This is a genomic window from Rhodopseudomonas sp. BAL398, assembly GCF_033001325.1.
Taxonomy (GTDB): Bacteria; Pseudomonadota; Alphaproteobacteria; order Rhizobiales; family Xanthobacteraceae; genus JARJEH01.
This window is the reverse complement of record NZ_CP133111.1, coordinates 1,434,580-1,451,963: the sequence shown is the minus strand read 5'-3', so window position 1 is coordinate 1,451,963 and position 17,384 is coordinate 1,434,580. Positions and strand designations below refer to the sequence as shown.

Genomic DNA, 17,384 nt, shown 5'->3' with positions numbered 1-17,384 from the left:
AGGCTGCGGAACCGCTTGATTCTGCCCTCTGACGGCTTTCCAGGATTTCCATGCACCGGTACCGATCCCACACCTGCGGCGCGCTCCGCGACAGCGACATCGACCAGACCGTCCGCGTTTCCGGCTGGTGCCACCGCATCCGCGACCATGGCGGGTTGCTGTTCATCGATCTGCGCGACCATTACGGCCTGACCCAATGCGTCGCCGATCCGGATTCGCCGGCATTCAAGGACGCCGAGAAGTTGCGCGCCGAATGGGTGGTGCGGATCGACGGCAAGGTCCGCCGCCGTCCCGAAGGCACCGAAAATCCTGAGCTGCCGACCGGGCAGGTCGAGATCTTCATCACCGAGATCGAAGTGCTGGGTCCGGCCGGCGAATTGCCGCTGCCGGTGTTCGGCGAGCAGGAATATCCCGAGGACATCAGGCTTAAATACCGATTCCTCGACCTGCGTCGCGACAAGCTGCACCAGAACATCATGACCCGCGGCGCGATCGTCGATTCGATGCGCAAGCGGATGAAGGAGCAGGGCTTCTTCGAATTCCAGACGCCGATCCTGACGGCCTCGTCGCCGGAAGGCGCGCGCGACTTCCTGGTGCCGAGCCGCATTCATCCGGGCAAGTTCTACGCGCTGCCGCAGGCACCGCAGCAATACAAGCAGCTGCTGATGATGTCGGGGTTCGACCGCTATTTCCAGATCGCGCCGTGTTTCCGCGACGAGGACCCGCGCGCCGACCGGCTGCCGGGCGAGTTCTACCAGCTCGACGTCGAGATGAGCTTCGTCACCCAAGACGATGTTTTTGCTGCGATGGAGCCGGTGATTACCGGCGTGTTCGAGGATTTCGCCAAGGGCAAGCCGGTGACCAAGGGCTGGCCGCGGATCGCCTATGCGGACAGCTTGAAGAAATACGGCACCGACAAGCCGGACCTGCGCAATCCGATCGAGATGCAAAACGTCTCCGAACATTTCCGCGGCTCCGGCTTCAAGGTGTTCGCCAGGATGCTCGAAGAAGAGCGCAACCAGGTCTGGGCGATCCCGGCACCGGGCGGCGGCAGCCGCGCGTTTTGCGACCGGATGAATTCCTGGGCGCAGGGCGAGGGCCAGCCGGGCTTGGGCTACATCATGTGGCGCGAAGCCGGCGAGGGGGCCGGTCCGCTGGCTAACAATATCGGCCCGGAGCGCACCGCGGCGATCCGCGATCAGCTGGGCCTGAAGGCGGGCGATGCGGCGTTTTTCGTCGCCGGCGACCCGGCCAAATTTTACAAATTCGCCGGCCTGGCGCGCAGCAGGCTCGGCGAGGAGCTGAACCTGATCGACAAGGACCGCTTCGAACTCGCCTGGGTGGTCGATTTCCCGATGTACGAATACAACGAGGACGACAAGAAGGTCGACTTCTCACACAACCCGTTCTCGATGCCGCAGGGCGGCATGGACGCGCTGCTCACGCAGGATCCGCTGACCATCAAGGCGTTCCAATACGACATCAGCTGTAACGGCTACGAGATCGCCTCGGGCGGCATCCGCAATCATCGCCCCGAGGCAATGGTCAAGGCGTTCGAGATCGCCGGCTATGGTGAGCAGGAAGTGGTCGACCGTTTCGGCGGCATGTACCGCGCCTTTCAGTATGGCGCGCCGCCGCATGGCGGCATGGCGGCCGGCGTCGACCGCATTGTGATGCTGCTTTGCGGCACCAACAATCTGCGCGAGATCTCGCTGTTTCCGATGAACCAGCGAGCCGAAGACCTGTTGATGGGAGCGCCCTCCGAGGTTGCCCCCAAGCAGCTGCGCGACTTGCACATCCGGCTCAATCTGCCGGACAGCAAATAATCAACTTTTCTGAAATTTCGAAGTCGACGAAAGTCGCCGGGAGAACTCATGGCGTCCAATTCTGAAGATTTGCAAGCCGCGGCGTTGGCGTATCACCGCCTGCCGCGCCCAGGCAAACTCGAGATCAAAGCGATCAAGCCGCTGGCCAACCAGCTCGATCTGGCGCTGGCCTATACGCCGGGCGTCGCCAGCGCGTGCCTGGCGATCGCCGCCGATCCGTCGCAGGCCGCCGCGCTGACCATCCGCGCCAATCTGGTGGCGGTGGTCACCAATGGCAGCGCGGTGCTGGGGCTCGGCAATATCGGCCCGCTGGCGGCGAAGCCGGTGATGGAAGGCAAGGCGGTGCTGTTCAAGAAGTTCGCCGGCATCGACGTGTTCGACATTGAGATCGCCGCCGACACCGTCGAGCGCGTGGTCGAGACCGTCGCGGCGCTGGAGCCGACCTTTGGCGGCATCAATCTCGAGGACATCAAGGGGCCGGAATGCTTCGAGATCGAAGCCCAGCTCAAGGAGCGGATGAAGATCCCGGTGTTCCACGACGATCAGCACGGCACTGCGATCATCGTCGGCGCCGCCGTCACCAACGCGCTGCTGCTGAACGGCAAGAAGCTGGAGGACGTCAAAATCGTCACCGCCGGTGCCGGCGCCGCGGCGCTGGCCTGCCTCAATCTGCTGGTCTCGCTCGGGGCCAAGCGCGAGAACATCTGGGTTTGCGATGTCGATGGTTTGGTGCATGAGGGCCGCAACACGCTGATGGACCGCTGGAAGGCGATCTATGCGCAGAAGACTGACAAGCGCACGCTTAGCGACGTGATCAGCGGCGCCGATATCTTTCTCGGCCTGTCGGGCGGCAATGTGTTGAAGCCCGAGATGGTCAAGCAGATGGCGGAGCGGCCGCTGGTGATGGCGCTGGCCAATCCGACCCCGGAGATCATGCCGGACGAAGTCCGCAAGGTCCGGCCGGATGCGATGATCTGCACCGGGCGGTCGGACTTTCCGAACCAGGTCAACAATGTGTTGTGCTTTCCGTTCATCTTCCGCGGCGCCCTCGATGTCGGCGCCACCGCGATCAACGAGGCGATGAAGCACGCCGCGGTCGACGCCATCGCGCAGCTGGCGCGCGACCCGCCGTCGGAAGCGGTCGCGGTCGGTTTCGATGCCGACGAGGTGCTGGGCTTCGGCTCGGGCTCGCTGATTCCCAGTCCGTTCGATCCGCGGCTGATCCTGCGCATCGCTCCGGCGGTGGCGCGGGCGGCAATGGAGTCCGGCGTCGCCACCCGTCCGATCACCAGTTTCGACGATTACTACGCCCAGCTCGAACGTTTCGCGTTCCGCTCCGGCCTGGTCATGAAGCCGCTGTTCACCAAGGCCAAGGCGCAGCCCGTCCGGGTGATCTACGCCGAAGGCGAAGACGAACGCGTGCTGCACGCCACCCAGACCATCCTCGAGGAGAAGCTGGCGCGGCCGATCCTGGTCGGGCGGCCCTCGGTGGTGGAAGCGCGGATCAAGCGGTACGGACTGTCGATCCGGGCCGGGCAGGATTTCGACCTGATCAATCCCGAGGACGATCCGCGCTACCGGTCTTACGTGCAGTCCTATATCGACGTCGCCGGCCGGCATGGCGTGACGCCTCACAGCGCCCGCACCGTGGTTCGCACCAATGCGACGGTGATCGCCGCGCTGGCGGTGAGCCGCGGCGAGGCCGATGCGATGATCTGCGGTGTCGATGGCCGCTACATGAGCCATCTGCGGCACGTCCGCGAGATCATCGGCACGCTTCCCGGCGTCACCGAATTCGCGGCCTTGGCGCTGATGATCACCAGCAAGGGCGCCTATTTCATCGCCGATACCCAGGTGCGGCCGAATCCGAGCGCCGAGGAATTGGCGGAAATCGCCGCCCTGGCGGCGATCCACGTCCAGCGTTTCAACCTGAAGCCGAAGATCGCCTTCGTGTCGCATTCCGATTTCGGCAGCTACGACACCGAATCCTCGCGCAAGATGCGTCGCGCCACCGCGATCCTGGCGGAGAACCATCCGGAGATCGAGGCCGACGGCGAAATGCAGGGCGACACCGCGTTGTCGGAGGCGGCGCGTAAGCTGATCCTGCCGCATTCGCGGTTGGAGGGCGTGGCCAACGTCTTGATCATGCCGAATCTCGACGCCGCCAATGTCGCCTATCAGATGGTCAAGGTGCTGGGCGACGCGCTGCCGGTCGGGCCGATCCTGATCGGTCCGGCGCGCCCGGCGCATATCCTGACCCCATCGGTGACGTCGCGGGGCATTCTCAACATGACCGCGGTCGCCGCGGTCGAGGCCCAGGAAAGGGCCGGCCGGCATCAGCCGACGCTGTTCACCTGATTGTTTGAATATCGCTGCCGGGGACCCGGCAGCGATCTCTTGCGATCCGAACGGACACCGCAGGCGTGTCATCGGCACCACATTCTGATTTGATAGTTTGAAAACCTCCCGCGAACGGCCATAATTGCGCGCGATCGTGCCGCATCGGCTGCACCCCAATGAGGTTTGACATGCCGGCATTGATTTCGTTCGGACGTTTCCTGTTCGCGGTGCTGTTCATCGTCTCGGGTGCGTCAAAGCTGCTCGACGTCGCGGCGACGACACTGCTGACGGAAAAGCTGGTGATGCCGGCATTCCTGGCCGCTTACACGTCGCCTTATGTCACGCAGCTTGAAACCCTCACCGGCATGCCGATCGCCCAGCAGCTGGCGATCGGCGCTGGAATTCTCGAACTGGTCTGCGGACTGATGATTGCGTTGAATTTCGGCGCCCGGTTTTTCGCCTGGGTGTTGGTGCTGTTCGTTGTCGCCGCGACCTATTATTATCATGACTTCTGGAACCAGACCGGTGCGGAATCCACCAACAACATGATCCATGCGCTGAAGAACCTGTCGCTGATCGGCGGCTTGTTCATGATCGCCGGGATCGGCCCGACGCCGCCCCCCGCCGAGCGGAGCTACACCGATCTGTAGCTAGCCGCGCCGCCAGATAGTGACGCTGACGTCATCCGCGGCGTCGAGGATCTCGGTCTCGGCCGGGTGCATGCCATGCGCCGCAAGTATCTGCTGCGGCGTGCGTTGCGGCACGCCGGGAAAGCACGGCTCGCCGCGGGGCAGCGTGACGCGCGGTGCCAGCGACAGCCAAAAGCGATCGAAGCGATCGAAGAACAGCGCGAACACCTCCGGGCCGCCGATGATCGCGACGGTGCCGGCATCGACGCCGGTTTGCGCGCGGGCATTATCGAATGCGGCGCCCGCCGGATTCCACAATGTCGCATTGGGATTGGACGGGTCGGGCGCCAGCGCAGCCACCGTGCGGGTCAGCACGATGCGCTTGCGCTGTGCAGAATTCGGCTGATCCTCGAATGAATTGCGGCCATGCACGATGAGGTCGGCGCGGTCCAGCGCGGCGGCGAAGAAGCGTTGGTCACCGGGAAATTTCAACGCATCCGGCATCACGCGTTGCGCATCCGCCAACATGCCGTCGGCGGAAACGATGACGTAGCCTTCGATGATGATCGCGGGTGAGGGCAATGTCACCGCGCGGGGAATCGCAGCATGGCGTGGCTCATTCCGAAATCGTCTGCACCACGCTGCTGAGCGGCCGGGTGCTGATCGTCGGCAAGGCGACGTTCTTGACGAGGTCCTCGTCATATTGTGGGATCGTTGCGACCGGCGCCTTGGCCTTCATCTGCACCACCTTGTAGCCGCCGGCTTTCAGCTGGCGCAGCAAATCCGGCAGCGCTTGCGCAGTATGCGCCTGGAAATCGTGCATCAGGATGATGCCCTTGCCGAGCTTGTCGAGCTTCTTCATCACGGTGTCGACGACCTGCTTGGAATTACGCGCCTTGAAATCGAACGAGTCGAGATCGCAGGAGAATATCGCGATGTTGCGGGTGCCCAGATAGGTGACCATCTCGGGTGGGTGGCGCAGCGCCGGGAAACGGAAGAACGGCGACGGCGGCGATCCGAGCGCCCATTTCACCGCGCTAAAACCCTTTTCGATTTCGTCCTTGCGCTGCTGTTCGCTGAGTTTCTTGTTGCTGAGATTGGCGTGCGACCAGGTATGCGCGCCGATGGTGTGGCCGGCCGCCGCCACCTGCTTGAGGATCTCCGGGTGGTAGGTGGCGTGCTTGCCGATCGGAAAGAAAATCGCCTTGGTGCATTGTTCGGCCAGCGTCTTGAGCACCGACGGCGTGTTGACCGGCCAGGGGCCGTCGTCGAAGGTCAGCACCACTTCCTTGTCGCGCAGAAAATCGAGTTGCTTGAAATGTTCGAAGCCGAAGCCCGGCCCGCCGGAGGTATCGATCTGCACCACGCGGGACACGCCGAGCGCATCCGGATTGGTGCAAGCTGAAGACGCTGGAGTTGCGACCGTTGCCGGCTGCGGCGTAGCGCCAGGAGGCGCGGTTGAGGTCGCGGCTTGCGGCGCGGGGCCGGCGCTGCGGGGGGCTGCCTGTGACCCGGTCACGCCCAAGGCAAAGACCGAAACCGCCCCCGCAAAGATCAGTCCAGCCGCAATCCTCATCGTGTTTCCCTCCAGCGATAGGCCGCGACCGGGATCAATTGACCGCGGAAATGGCGATAGTCGCCTGACTGGACCGCAGCCTAGTGGCAGCCGCGCCATCGCGGCAACGGTTTTTACGGCGCGGCGGCGATTTGCCGGCGGTGCTGTTCGATTCCTGTGGATGGAAGCTCAGCTGTCGGCCAGCGCCCGGCCGATCGCGGTCAGGACCCTGCTGTCGGTCGGTTCGACCGCCTGCGGAAACACATCGGCGATATAGCCGTCGCGACCGATCAGATATTTGTGGAAATTCCAGCGCGGGACGTCGCGCGGTCGGGCTTCGGCGGCCCATTTGTAGAACGGGTGGGCATTGGCGCCGATCACCACGGTCTTGGCCGCGATCGGGAAGGTGACGCCATATTGATGCTGTGCGGTCTGCGCGATCTCGGCGACACCGCCCGGCTCCTGTCCACCGAAATCATTGGAGGGAACGCCGATGACGGTCAGACCGCGGTCGCGATATGTGGTCCACAGCGTCTGCAGCCCGGCATATTGCGGCGTGTAACCGCACAGCGAGGCGGTATTGACGACCATGAACGGCCGACCTGCGAAATCCGCCAGGCGGATGTCGTCGCCGCTCAGCGCGGCGAAGGAAAAGCCGTAAGCAGTGATCCGGCTCATCGCGATTTGCGCGCGCGCCGGCGCGACAAGACCGCCTACGAATGCGCCAAGCGTTGCGCCGACGATCGTCCTGCGGTCGATCATATCGCTGATCTCCGTGATCGCCGCTCGCGGCGATCTGTGAAGGTGAGGCGCTGCATCCGGCGAGCCTAGCGCGAACGGGCCGGCGCCGCGTTCAACAAGCCGTTATGATCGTCGCGACGCCTAATGCAGCGGCACGATGAAATCGGTGCCTTCGCCGGTCTCGCCGCCGGCGATGCCCTGATCGGAGACGATGATCGAGCCGCCCGTCGACAGCGCGTCGGCGATTCGGGTCATGGCGTCGGGCGGAATGGTCAGGCGATCGAGGGCTTCGGTGGCGCTGTCGGGCAGCGGAGCGGGTTCGGTCTCGACCGCGCCGGCGGCTTTGCGACGTCGCGAGACGCGATCGCGATCATGCGCCGCGGCTTGGCGCGCGGTCGTCGGCAGCGACACCACCGACCAGTTGAATGTGTCGTCCTTGGCGAGTTGCGCGGTGAAGATATGCGTGCCCAGCGGTCGGTCGCCAGGCGCGATCGTGATCGGCGCGTCGAACAGCGGCTCGAGCCTCTGGCGGACGTAGATCTTGGCGTCCTTGCGGCTGATGAAGACGGCGATCCGACCGGTCCGCTTCGGAACGGCAGCAGGCTCCGCTTTGGCTGCGGGGGGCGTGGTGGTGGCAGCGCTTGTCGGCTCAATGTCGACGGTCGAATTGGCGGTATTGGTGGTCGGTGCGGTAATGCTGCCCGGTTTGGTCGTGGCTGGAGCCGTTGCGGCGCTGGCGTCGGACGCGACGACCGGCGTGGCGGAGCCGGACGGGCTGGCGTCCGCGGTCCGCACCGGTTCGCGCGCGGCCGTCGTGCCGGCCTCACTGCCGCTCTTGGCATCGATCAAGTTGATGCCGGCGCGCAATTCGTATTTGGCGGATTCGACGGCTGGCGTCGGCGTGGTGCCGGTCGGCATCTCCGCTGCGCGTGCAGCATCGTCCGAGTTCGATGTCGCTGCGGCCACCGGCTGCTCTGGGACCGGCACCGGTTTCTTAGCGATCAGCAACGGATGCGAAAAACTCTCCGGCGCGATCTCGCCGGGGGTGATGATCACCCGCGCGCCCATCTTGGTCCAACTCCACATCTTGATCGCGAAATCCCGCGGCATCCGGATACAGCCATGCGACGCCGGATGGCCGGGCACCACCCCGGCATGCATCGCGATGCCGGACCAGGTGAGGCGCTGCATATAGGGCATTGGCGCACCGCTATAGATGTTGGAGCGGTGGTATTTGTGCTTCTGGATCACGCTGAAAACGCCCATCGGCGTCGAATGTCCGCGCATCCCGGTGGAGACCGGGGTTTCGGCAAAAAGGCCGTTGGCGTCGTAGACCTTGAGAGTCTGGTCTTTGATCGAGATCGAGACGATCAGCGGGCCTTGCGGCTTGGCGGCCTGCTTGGCCTGCTTTTCGCGCTTGGTATCCAGATGGTGCCGAACCGTTGGCCGGCGTTTCGCGACCGGTCGGACCGGTTCCTGGCGATCATAGACCGGGTCGCTATCGGGCCAGAACAATGAGGATGACGGGGCTGCTTCGGCAGAGCAGGAGATGCCGACGATCCCCGCCGCGGTCAGAACACCGACGCGCAACAGCGCGCCGCAGATGCTCAGATTGCTGCCGAAGGCAGCACTGCCGGTAAGTGGTTGATACCACCCGGTTGAAATCGACATTTGCTGCGTACGCACGCGACCGCCCCCGAATTCATTCACAATCGGTCTACACCAGTCTCGCAAGCGGGGGGCCTCGTTCAGCACCGCCTGTCGAAAGTTCACCACGCATTTGAATCCAACTATAGCAAAAAAGCCTCACGGGAGGTTAATGGCAGGGATCGAACGATCAGCACCTTTCAAGACGTTTCCTCCGACCCCACATGCGAGGAACCTTTGTTCACGGAGATTTCGATGAGCGCTCGCGAGTCCATGCCTTTTGTCACACGTTTGAAATCCGGTGCGCTGGCCGCGCTTGTCCTGGCGACACTGTCGGCGGCGACTCTGTCGGGCGCGCCAGCCGTTGCGGCCGACGAGCCGGATCTGATCTTCCGCCGCTCCACGGTTTTCAAATTGCTCAGCCCCAACGACAAGCTGGCGACCTATGGGGTCGATGATCCGGAAATCGAGGGCGTGGCCTGCCACTTCACGGTTCCGGAGAAGGGCGGCTTCAAGGGATGGCTCGGACTCGCCGAGGAAGTGTCGGATATTTCGCTGGCCTGCCGGCAGATCGGCCCGATCCACTTCAAGGCCAAGCTCGACCAGGCCGAGGACATGTTCAGCAAGCGCCGCTCCTTGTTCTTCAAGAAGATGCAGATCGTCCGAGGCTGCGACGCCAAGCGCAATGTGCTGGTCTACATGGTGTATTCGGACAGGCTGATCGAAGGTTCGCCGAAGAACTCGACCTCGTCGGTACCGGTCATGCCCTGGGGAACGGCCGCTGGATCGGTGGAAAAATGCGGCGATTTCATTAAGTGAATCGACGGCCAGGGATTCGCCGCCGCCGATGACGGCGGCGCGCTGCAATCCGGGCTAAAACAATCGAGGCGCCGATTGTGGCGCCTCGATGTGTTCTGAATAGTTCAATGCGATAGACGTCACTATCGGACGTCAGCCAGCCTTGCCCGGGGTGGCCGGAGGCTGCCGCTCCGTCGGTGCAGTCGGTTCCCGGTGTCCGACCAGATGGAGGAGCTTCTGCGGCGCTGAGTCCGTTCCGTGGTGGTCGAACAGCCCCTGCAGTGCCATCTCCCTGCATGGCACAGCTTCAACCTTGCGCGCGGGTCGCGGGCGATCGTGGACGGCACCGTCTCCCGCTGCGCTCGACTTGTCGGCCGATGCAGATCCAGCGGTACCCTGTTCAGGGTAATTAGTCGAATTCTGCGACTCTTCGAAGTCAGGAGCGCTGCTTCGTTGCGTGCTGCTGATCACCACGTTCATCCTTCCATTGGAGAGGGACCAATCCTGAAATAATCCTTCGGTGATAGGATTGTTCCCGCAACGATATGGCGGCGACGCCACGCCTTATCTGGCCCGACTTTTAATCAGGGCCGGAGGCGTGACCGGGCTGTCTGTGATTGTTTCGTCCCGTCGGTGCCGACGAAACACTTCGGCGCGCCACGAAACCATTTTTCGCCGTCGACGCAGATATCCGGAAACCGGGGGTGGTTAACGACGTTGTCAAGGCAACGGCGAGCGCCTCAACTTGGAGACAGGCAGATGCGGACCCTCAGCTTCATGGTCGCTTTCGGTATCGTCTTGATGGGGCCGTCGATCGCGGGCTCATCGGACCCCGGATTGCCCGGGATTGGCACCTTCGCCTATATCGGCTCGCCGGCTCCGGTGGCCGAGCCCGTCATTGTTGTTGCAGTGCGTTAAGGCACCGGCATCTCATCGATCAACTGCCGGTTCCGTTTATGATGTATCGTCAAGTTCTGTTCGCGGTCACAGTCCTCGTTTCAGCTGGCGCCTCCGTCGGCGGTCCCGCTCACGCCCAGTTTCGATCGTTGGTGCAGGCGCAGGATTCGCGGGCCGATTTCATTCGCCGCTGCATCACCCACATGACCGGACGCTGGGCCCATCCCGAGGCGGTCTGCGGCTGCCTGCACGATCACGTGGCGGCGGCGGTCGTGGACGACGATCTGCGCGCCGCCGTGCTGCGCGGAATCAGCGAGAGCGGGGTGCCCAACATCGACAGCGGCTCGGTGCCGGCGTCGAAGCAATCCCAGATCAGCACCACCTTCACGGCGATCGCCAAGCCGACGTTGCAATGCATGTTCGCGCCGCGGGAGTAGGCGCGTCAGGCCTTGTGTGCCGGCCTAGTGTCGGCCGGCGCGGGGGACGCATTTGGCGGAACGGGTGACCCCGGCCGCGGTCAGGGTGGTGCCGGTGACTTCTTTGATCTGCCCGGTGGGGCAGGACCCGTCATCGACCAGAACCTTCTGTCCCAGCCGCAACCCGACGATGTCCTGCTCGCGCGTGATCTGCGCCGCGGCGGCCGGGCCGGCAGCCGCGACAAGCATCACCGCTCCGAGCAGGGCAACAACCGGGCGCGACAATCGAGGGGTGGACCGCGTGACATGCGACATCACCTGCTCTCCGCTGCTTACTTGTTCTGGATCTTCAGCCCGTCGGGGCCGACATTGATCTGGACGCCGCTCGGCTCCTTCTTGGCCTGATAGAGATTGTAGCCGAGCACGCCGATGCCCACGATGAGCGCGCCGACGATCACATAAAGAAGATTACGATTGCCGGACATGCTGTGTCTCCGTGACCACTGATTGAGCCCGAGAGTCTAGCCGCTTGCGGCCGATTCTCAAAGTCGCGGAACGGTTTGTGGCTTTTTGTTCAGGCCCTGGTTGCTCGGCGAAGCGACAGCCAATGCCTATTATCTGCGATACCCGGCGATCCGGGGGCGCGCTATTGTGCCAGCGTAACCGAACCCGCAAGATCGATAGGACCTGTCATTCATGAGCGTTACCGAACAGCAGCGCAAAATTCTCGACGCCGTCGATGCCGGCTTTGACGCCCAGCTCGCGACCACGCGCGACTTTGTCGCCATCCCCAGCACCCGCGGCGCCGAAGGGCCGTGCCAGGATATGATGGCGGATCTGTTGCGGCAGCGCGGCTATGAGGTCGACGACTGGCATATCGATCTCGACAATCTCAAGGATCTGCGCGGCTTCGGTCCGATCGAACATGATTTCTCCAAGGCCCGCACCGTGGTCGGCACCTATCGGCCGGCCACCAATGCCGGCAAATCGCTGATCCTGCAGGGCCATTGCGACGTGGTGCCGGTCGGCCCGCTCGACATGTGGGAGACACCGCCATTCTCGCCGACCGTCAAGGACGGCAAGATGTTCGGCCGCGGCGCCTGCGATATGAAATCGGGCACGATCGGCGCGCTCTATGCGCTGGATGCGATCAAGGCCGCCGGGCTGAAGCCGACCGCGCGGATTCATTTCCAGTCGGTGATCGAGGAGGAGAGCACCGGGGTCGGCGCGCTGTCGACGCTGCAGCGCGGCTATCGCGCCGATGCCTGCTTCATTCCCGAGCCGACTTCGGGCCAGATGGTGCGCTCGCAGGTCGGCGTGATCTGGTTCCGGATCAAGGTGCGCGGCTTCCCGGTCCATGTGTTCGAGGCCGGCTCCGGCGCCAACGCGATCATGGCGGCCTATCACCTGATTCACGCGGTCGAGCAGCTCGAGATCGAATGGAACAAGCGCGCGGCCTCCGATCCGCATTTCAAGGCGGTGAACCACCCGATCAATTTCAATCCCGGCATCATCAAGGGCGGCGACTGGGCGTCCAGCGTGCCGGCCTGGTGCGATGTCGATTGCCGAATCGCGATCCTGCCGGGCTGGTCGGTGGCCGATCATCAGGCCGAGATCCTCGCCTGCATCAACAAGGCGGCGCGCGACCACCGCTTCCTGTCGAACAATCCGCCGCAGGTGGAATGGTCCGGCTTTCTGTCGGAGGGCTATGAGCTGACGGATTCGGCTGCGCCCGAAGCCGCATTCGGCAAGGCCTATGACGCGGTCTATGGCGGAGCGACGCCGGAGTTGGCATTCACCGCGCTGACCGATACCAGGTTCTACGGGCTGAACTACAACATCCCGAGCCTGTGCTTCGGCGCCAGCGGTGCGGCGATGCACGGCTTCAATGAATATGTCGATTTGGAGTCGCTGCGCCAATCGACCAAGGCGACGGCCTTGTTCATCGCCGAGTGGTGCGGCGTCGAGCCGGTTTAGCGCGCGCAGCCGGTTTCGCCCGGCCAACGACGTGGTCGACTTCGTCGCGATGTCGACCGCGGGACCCGTCATCAGCGCAGGCAAACTTGATCGGTCCGGCGAAGCCTTTAGGATGCCGGACGACCATCGCGCCGCGAGGGTGAGTAGTCATCGGGCGTGATCGGTCGGATTGGTTCGCCGCTAAGCGTGGCTGGCCGTTGCCGGATGGGATCTTTGTGACGAGCGCGCTGATCGACCGCATCTACGAATGTTCCTTCGTGCCGGAACTGTGGCCTGGAGTTCTCGACGACCTCGCCCGACTGACCGATTCAAGCGGCGGGCTTTTGTTCTCGGCCCGTGACCGCGTGCTGAAATGGACCGCCTCCGACAGTCTGAGCGACATCTTTCGCGCCTATGTGGAAGACGGCTGGTTTCCGCGCTGCACCCGCCGGGTCTGCCTGTTCGGTCAGGCGCAGCCCGGCTTCTTCGTGGAACATGATTTCTGGACGCCGGATCAGATCGACGCCAATCCGATCTATCGTGATTTCTTTCGCCCCCATGGGCTCGGCTGGTCGGCCGGGACCGGTCTGCAGATGCCGACCGGCGATCGCATCGTCTTCAGCATCGAGCGCGCCCATAGCCGCGGGCCGATCGAAAAGGACCGGATCGACGCGCTCAATGAACTGCGCTCCCATCTGGCGCGCAGCGCCTTTGTGGCGGCCCGGCTCGGGTTGCAGCGCGCCAGGGGCGCGAGCGAAGCGCTGACCACGATGGGACTGCCGGCGCTGCTGCTTGGCCATGACGGCACGGTGATCGAGGCCAATCCGCTGGTCGGGGATCTGAGCGGGCATCTGCAATGGCGCGCGCAAAATCGCATCGCGCTGATCGACGGCCGTGCCAATGAGCTGTTGGCGGCGGCGCTGGCGGCGCTCGACGGCGCCTCCGACATGGCGGTGCATTCGTTTCCGATCAGGGATGCGGATACGGCGGTGCTGGTGGCCCATGTCGTTCCGATCCGGCGCTCCGCCCGGGATATATTCGCCGGCAGCTACGCGCTGCTGGTGATCACGCCGGTCGCGGCGCCGGCCGCGCCGCCGATCGAACTGATGCGCTCGCTGTTTGACCTGACCGCGTCGGAAGCCCGCGTGGCGCGCGCACTCGCCGCCGGCGAAACCCTGGACGACATCGCCGCCAGCGGCGGCGTGGCGATCTCCACCGTCCGTTCGCAACTGCGCCGGGTTTTGGAAAAGACCGGCTGCGCGCGTCAGGCCGAGGTGGTGTCGCTGCTGGGCAATGTCACGCTCGCGCGCAGCGCGCCGAAGCCCTGAGCGACGCGGGCGCGCGCCGGATCGAATGCGACCGGTTTCATCCATATTGAGGATGACGCCCCGATAGGCCCACCGCATGATCGGCATGACAGACCATGTCACCAGCCTTCGTCGAGCCGGAGCTGGCGTTTGAAAACTCGGAGGAACCCATGACTCGTTTTTCGACTGTTGTCGCAGCGGCCTTTGCGCTTGCGGTTTTCATCGGCGGATCGATCGCGCAGGCCCAGACCGCGTCGGACCCGCGCAGCCAGCCGGGCAGCGGCAAGTGCCGTCTGTCCAACGGCCAGCGCTGTTAGGGCGCGGCTGTCTGGGGCTCACTGCTTTGCCGGTGGGCCCACAGCCCTCGGCGGCTGGCGATCCCGCGCGCGTCACCGCGGCCATAGCGCCGCCACGATGGCATCGAGACCTTCGGTCAGCGCGGCGGGGCCGGGCTGCAGGATCAGCGGTGACTTGATCTCCACAATGCGGTTGTTGCGCACCGCCGGGATCTCGTGCCAGCCGGGGCGCTGCCGGATCCGCTCCGGCACGACTTTCTTGCCGCACCACGACGCCAGGATCACATCCGGGGCGGCGGCCCGCACCGCGTCGGGCGCAACGATCCGGTCGGTCGCGGCCTGCTTGGTTTGCAGATGCGGCAAGATCGGCTCGCCACCCGCAATTGCGATCAGTTCGGCGACCCAGCCGATGCCGCTGATCAGCGGATCGTCCCACTCTTCGAAATAGACTTTGGGTTTGATCGGATGCCGGCGCGCGACATCGGCGATCGCCGCGAGGCGCCGCTGATAGCTGGTCGCCAGCGCCTCGGCGCGATCGGCCGCGCCGACCAGGGCGCCCAGCGTGCGGATCATCGCCAGGATTCCGGCAATGTCGCGCTGATTGAAGACGTGGACCGCGATTCCCGCCCGCACGATCGCCGCGGCGATCTCCGCCTGCAGGTCGGAAAAGGCCAGCACCAGATCGGGCTCCAGCGCCAGGATTTTTGGGACATCGGCCGAGATGAAGGCCGACACCCGCGGCTTCTCGCGGCGGACCTGCGGCGGTCGCACCGCATAGCCGGAAACGCCGACGATGCGGTCCTGCTCGCCAAGCAAATACAGCGTCTCCACCGTTTCTTCGGTGAGGCAGACGATCCGGCGGGGAGGGAATTGGCGCATGCGCGGTGATATGCACAATGCGCAAGGTTGGCCAGATGGTTGTCGCCATCGGCGGCGGCCGGCCGACGCAACATCGTCCCGTGCCATCAAGCCGGGCATCCAGGGGAGATCCACAATGACACCGCTCGAATTGATCAATGCGCGGCCGATGCCATTCGCCGTGCTGATGGGCATCCGCTTCATCGAGGCAGACAAGGAGCGCGTCGTCGCCACCATGATGGTGCGGGACGATCTGTGCACCCTCGGTGGCGCGGTCCATGGCGGTGCCGTGATGGCGCTGGCCGACAGCGTCGGCGCGGCGGCGACCGTCATCAACCTGCCGGCCGACGCCAAAGGCACCACGACGATCGAGAGCAAGACCAATTTCATCGGCGCTGCCAAGGCCGGCACCACGATCCGGGCGATCGCGACGCCTGTCCACCGCGGCCGGCGGACCCAGGTCTGGCAGACCCGGCTGGAAACCGAGGAGGGCAAGCTGGTCGCGATCGTGACCCAGACCCAGATGGTGCTGTAGCCGGCCCGCGGCCTCAGTAGGACTACCACTGTTGCAGTGCAACCACGGCTGTCGGGAGCGTGTGCGAGGGCAAATTTGAGTTGGGTCAAGCGATTGTTAAGCCCCGTCGAATATGACGAAGTCGAGAAAATGCCGCCCGGCAGCCCAAGGTTTGATGCGACTGCCCGCCAATTCATCTTGAATATTATTGTGCGTCGCACAATATAGATGGTCTAGGGATTCGAACGCCTCCTTGAGGGCCTTCCAAGAGGAGACAAATATGCACGACGCTGTAATCGAGGTCCTGACCGGCTCCAAGGGCACGATCAGGTCCCTGATCAATCAAGAGCTTCCGCTGTTGAAAGATCATTTGTTGCGGCTGGATCCCGAAAGCCGTCGCGATCGATTCAACGGATACGCGGATGAAGGCTTTGTCGACCGTTACGCGAAGAAATGCGCCAGTGATGGAACCATCATCATCGCGTATTTCGCCGAGGATGGCTCGGTGCATGCGGCGGCCGAATTGCATCAGCCAGATCTTTCTACCGATTCCTTGCCCGAGATCGCGTTCAGCGTCGAAGGCCATCTTCGCCGCAAGGGGATCGGCAGTATCCTGTTCAAGCAGCTGATCGCGGTGGCGCGTTCGCTCGGCTATGAGAATCTGCGCATCACCACGGGATCACAGAATCAGGCGATGCGGGCGCTGGCCAACAAGTTCGGCGCGCATCTGAACTTCCGTCAAGGCGAGTCGACCGGCACCATCGATCTGTATCGCGATCGCGACGGTGCCGATCAGCCCGGCGAAGATCAGCCGACGATCGAGATTCCGGCAGGCGCGGCCAGCGCCTTGATGGATTTCAATCAGGCGTGCTGGAAGCTGTTCTTGAAAATGTCCGGGGTCAGCCGAGTCGCTTAGAGCGTTTTCGAGCGAAGTGGATACCGGTTCGCGTGAAGAAAACGCGTCAAAACAAGAATCTAGAGCTCCGGTTCTGATTCCATCAGAACCGGAATTGCTCTAGCCAGCCATTATTGACGGCACAACGCCATGCCGCGCGTCATGCGCGGCATTGTCGTGTCTGCTCGTGAGTGATCGAAAAGATCGCGGCGGTCGGCTCAGGAACCGAGCCGTTTGTCGGGGGAGATTTTGCGCGACACCTTGCGTTCGACAACGATCGAACGCTGAAAACCCTGCTCGCCGGTGATGACCCGCGTGCTGCGCGCCGCGGCGCGCCCGGCCTTCTTGACCTCCGGCTGCACCGCTTCGAGCGGCAGCCCCATCAGCGACGCCGCAATCTCGGCCTGGGAATCGAGATCGTCGGTGATGCCCATGGCGGCGAAGATGGCCTCGTCAAGCGTTGGCGGATCGCGCCGTACCCGTCGCGTGCCGTATTTTGTGTTCCAATCTTCGCTCATCGATCGCCTCGGTTTGAATTCTGCTTACCTAGTGGAGCCGATGGTGCATTGCAATATGTGAATCGGCGACGCTGGGGCAACAATGGTCGCAATAGCGGGCGTTGCTGTTGCGACAAATCAACACGAGAGCGATTCAAAGGAACGGCAGTCGCCGCCCAGCTGCGCGTTGATTGGCGCAGTGAGCGAGCGGC

General features: G+C 63.7%; 19 protein-coding genes. 11 read left to right on the top strand and 8 right to left on the bottom strand.

The features are described from left to right. The first annotated feature begins 50 nt into the window (after positions 1-50). From aspS to RBJ75_RS06940, 3 genes are all read left to right on the top strand, one after another. The gene (aspS, locus tag RBJ75_RS06950) at positions 51-1,826 is read left to right on the top strand and encodes an aspartate--tRNA ligase (protein WP_044410824.1); all 1,776 of its coding nucleotides are present in this window, start codon (positions 51-53) and stop codon (positions 1,824-1,826) included. Between the two features lie 48 nt (positions 1,827-1,874). After that, positions 1,875-4,184: an NADP-dependent malic enzyme gene (locus RBJ75_RS06945; RefSeq protein WP_044410822.1), complete on the top strand. Its 2,310-nt coding sequence runs from the start codon at positions 1,875-1,877 to the stop codon at positions 4,182-4,184. A 170-nt stretch (positions 4,185-4,354) separates the two neighbouring features. Next, positions 4,355-4,816: a DoxX family protein gene (locus RBJ75_RS06940; protein WP_044410819.1), complete on the top strand. Its 462-nt coding sequence runs from the start codon at positions 4,355-4,357 to the stop codon at positions 4,814-4,816. Here RBJ75_RS06940 and RBJ75_RS06935 read toward each other — a convergent pair whose 3' ends face one another. From RBJ75_RS06935 to RBJ75_RS06920, 4 genes are all read right to left on the bottom strand, one after another. Continuing rightward, the gene (locus RBJ75_RS06935) at positions 4,817-5,323 is read right to left on the bottom strand and encodes a dihydrofolate reductase family protein (RefSeq protein ID WP_044410894.1); all 507 of its coding nucleotides are present in this window, start codon (positions 5,321-5,323) and stop codon (positions 4,817-4,819) included. It lies immediately after the preceding gene. A gap of 88 nt (positions 5,324-5,411) precedes the next feature. Beyond that, positions 5,412-6,371, bottom strand: a complete 960-nt coding sequence (locus tag RBJ75_RS06930) for a polysaccharide deacetylase family protein (RefSeq protein WP_044410816.1) — start codon at positions 6,369-6,371, stop codon at positions 5,412-5,414. A 168-nt stretch (positions 6,372-6,539) separates the two neighbouring features. Next, positions 6,540-7,112: a glutathione peroxidase gene (locus RBJ75_RS06925; RefSeq protein WP_044410812.1), complete on the bottom strand. Its 573-nt coding sequence runs from the start codon at positions 7,110-7,112 to the stop codon at positions 6,540-6,542. A gap of 120 nt (positions 7,113-7,232) precedes the next feature. Further along, positions 7,233-8,762, bottom strand: a complete 1,530-nt coding sequence (locus RBJ75_RS06920; RefSeq protein ID WP_052628918.1) for a L,D-transpeptidase — start codon at positions 8,760-8,762, stop codon at positions 7,233-7,235. 231 nt (positions 8,763-8,993) lie between these two features. Here RBJ75_RS06920 and RBJ75_RS06915 point away from each other — a divergent pair, with 231 nt between their 5' ends. From RBJ75_RS06915 to RBJ75_RS06905, 3 genes are all read left to right on the top strand, one after another. Further along, positions 8,994-9,557, top strand: a complete 564-nt coding sequence (locus tag RBJ75_RS06915) for a CreA family protein (RefSeq protein ID WP_044410810.1) — start codon at positions 8,994-8,996, stop codon at positions 9,555-9,557. A 738-nt stretch (positions 9,558-10,295) separates the two neighbouring features. Continuing rightward, positions 10,296-10,454, top strand: coding sequence for a hypothetical protein (locus RBJ75_RS06910; protein ID WP_173427349.1), 159 nt, complete (start codon positions 10,296-10,298; stop codon positions 10,452-10,454). Positions 10,455-10,492: 38 nt separating this feature from the next. Next, complete coding sequence (locus RBJ75_RS06905) at positions 10,493-10,870, top strand: hypothetical protein (RefSeq protein WP_234707403.1); 378 nt, start codon at positions 10,493-10,495, stop codon at positions 10,868-10,870. A gap of 24 nt (positions 10,871-10,894) precedes the next feature. Here the strand turns inward: RBJ75_RS06905 and RBJ75_RS06900 are convergent, their stop codons facing one another. Both RBJ75_RS06900 and RBJ75_RS06895 read right to left on the bottom strand, forming a co-directional pair. Next, entirely contained in the window at positions 10,895-11,098 is a 204-nt protein-coding gene (locus tag RBJ75_RS06900; RefSeq protein ID WP_411194496.1) for a DUF6719 family protein, read from the bottom strand. 83 nt (positions 11,099-11,181) lie between these two features. Further along, the gene (locus RBJ75_RS06895; protein WP_173427348.1) at positions 11,182-11,334 is read right to left on the bottom strand and encodes a hypothetical protein; all 153 of its coding nucleotides are present in this window, start codon (positions 11,332-11,334) and stop codon (positions 11,182-11,184) included. 211 nt (positions 11,335-11,545) lie between these two features. On the opposite strand from RBJ75_RS06895, the gene RBJ75_RS06890 reads away from it, so the two are divergent. From RBJ75_RS06890 to RBJ75_RS06880, 3 genes are all read left to right on the top strand, one after another. Then, positions 11,546-12,826 carry an ArgE/DapE family deacylase gene (locus RBJ75_RS06890; protein WP_044410804.1) on the top strand — a complete coding sequence of 427 codons (1,281 nt, stop codon included), beginning with the start codon at positions 11,546-11,548 and terminating at the stop codon, positions 12,824-12,826. A 215-nt stretch (positions 12,827-13,041) separates the two neighbouring features. After that, entirely contained in the window at positions 13,042-14,133 is a 1,092-nt protein-coding gene (locus tag RBJ75_RS06885) for a helix-turn-helix transcriptional regulator (RefSeq protein ID WP_044410888.1), read from the top strand. A gap of 95 nt (positions 14,134-14,228) precedes the next feature. After that, positions 14,229-14,429 (top strand): hypothetical protein, encoded by a 201-nt coding sequence (locus RBJ75_RS06880; RefSeq protein WP_044410801.1) that lies wholly within the window; start codon positions 14,229-14,231, stop codon positions 14,427-14,429. Positions 14,430-14,501: 72 nt separating this feature from the next. Here RBJ75_RS06880 and RBJ75_RS06875 read toward each other — a convergent pair whose 3' ends face one another. Beyond that, positions 14,502-15,287, bottom strand: coding sequence for a cobalamin-binding protein (locus RBJ75_RS06875; protein ID WP_044410798.1), 786 nt, complete (start codon positions 15,285-15,287; stop codon positions 14,502-14,504). Positions 15,288-15,402: 115 nt separating this feature from the next. On the opposite strand from RBJ75_RS06875, the gene RBJ75_RS06870 reads away from it, so the two are divergent. Together RBJ75_RS06870 and RBJ75_RS06865 are read left to right on the top strand one after the other, a co-directional pair. Then, a complete protein-coding gene (locus RBJ75_RS06870; RefSeq protein ID WP_044410794.1) occupies positions 15,403-15,801 on the top strand; it encodes a PaaI family thioesterase in 399 nt (132 codons plus the stop codon). Positions 15,802-16,060: 259 nt separating this feature from the next. Further along, entirely contained in the window at positions 16,061-16,696 is a 636-nt protein-coding gene (locus tag RBJ75_RS06865) for a GNAT family N-acetyltransferase (RefSeq protein ID WP_044410791.1), read from the top strand. Positions 16,697-16,893: 197 nt separating this feature from the next. On the opposite strand, the gene RBJ75_RS06860 is transcribed toward RBJ75_RS06865, so the two are convergent. Further along, positions 16,894-17,193, bottom strand: a complete 300-nt coding sequence (locus RBJ75_RS06860; RefSeq protein WP_276156485.1) for a hypothetical protein — start codon at positions 17,191-17,193, stop codon at positions 16,894-16,896. Positions 17,194-17,384: the final 191 nt, after the last annotated feature.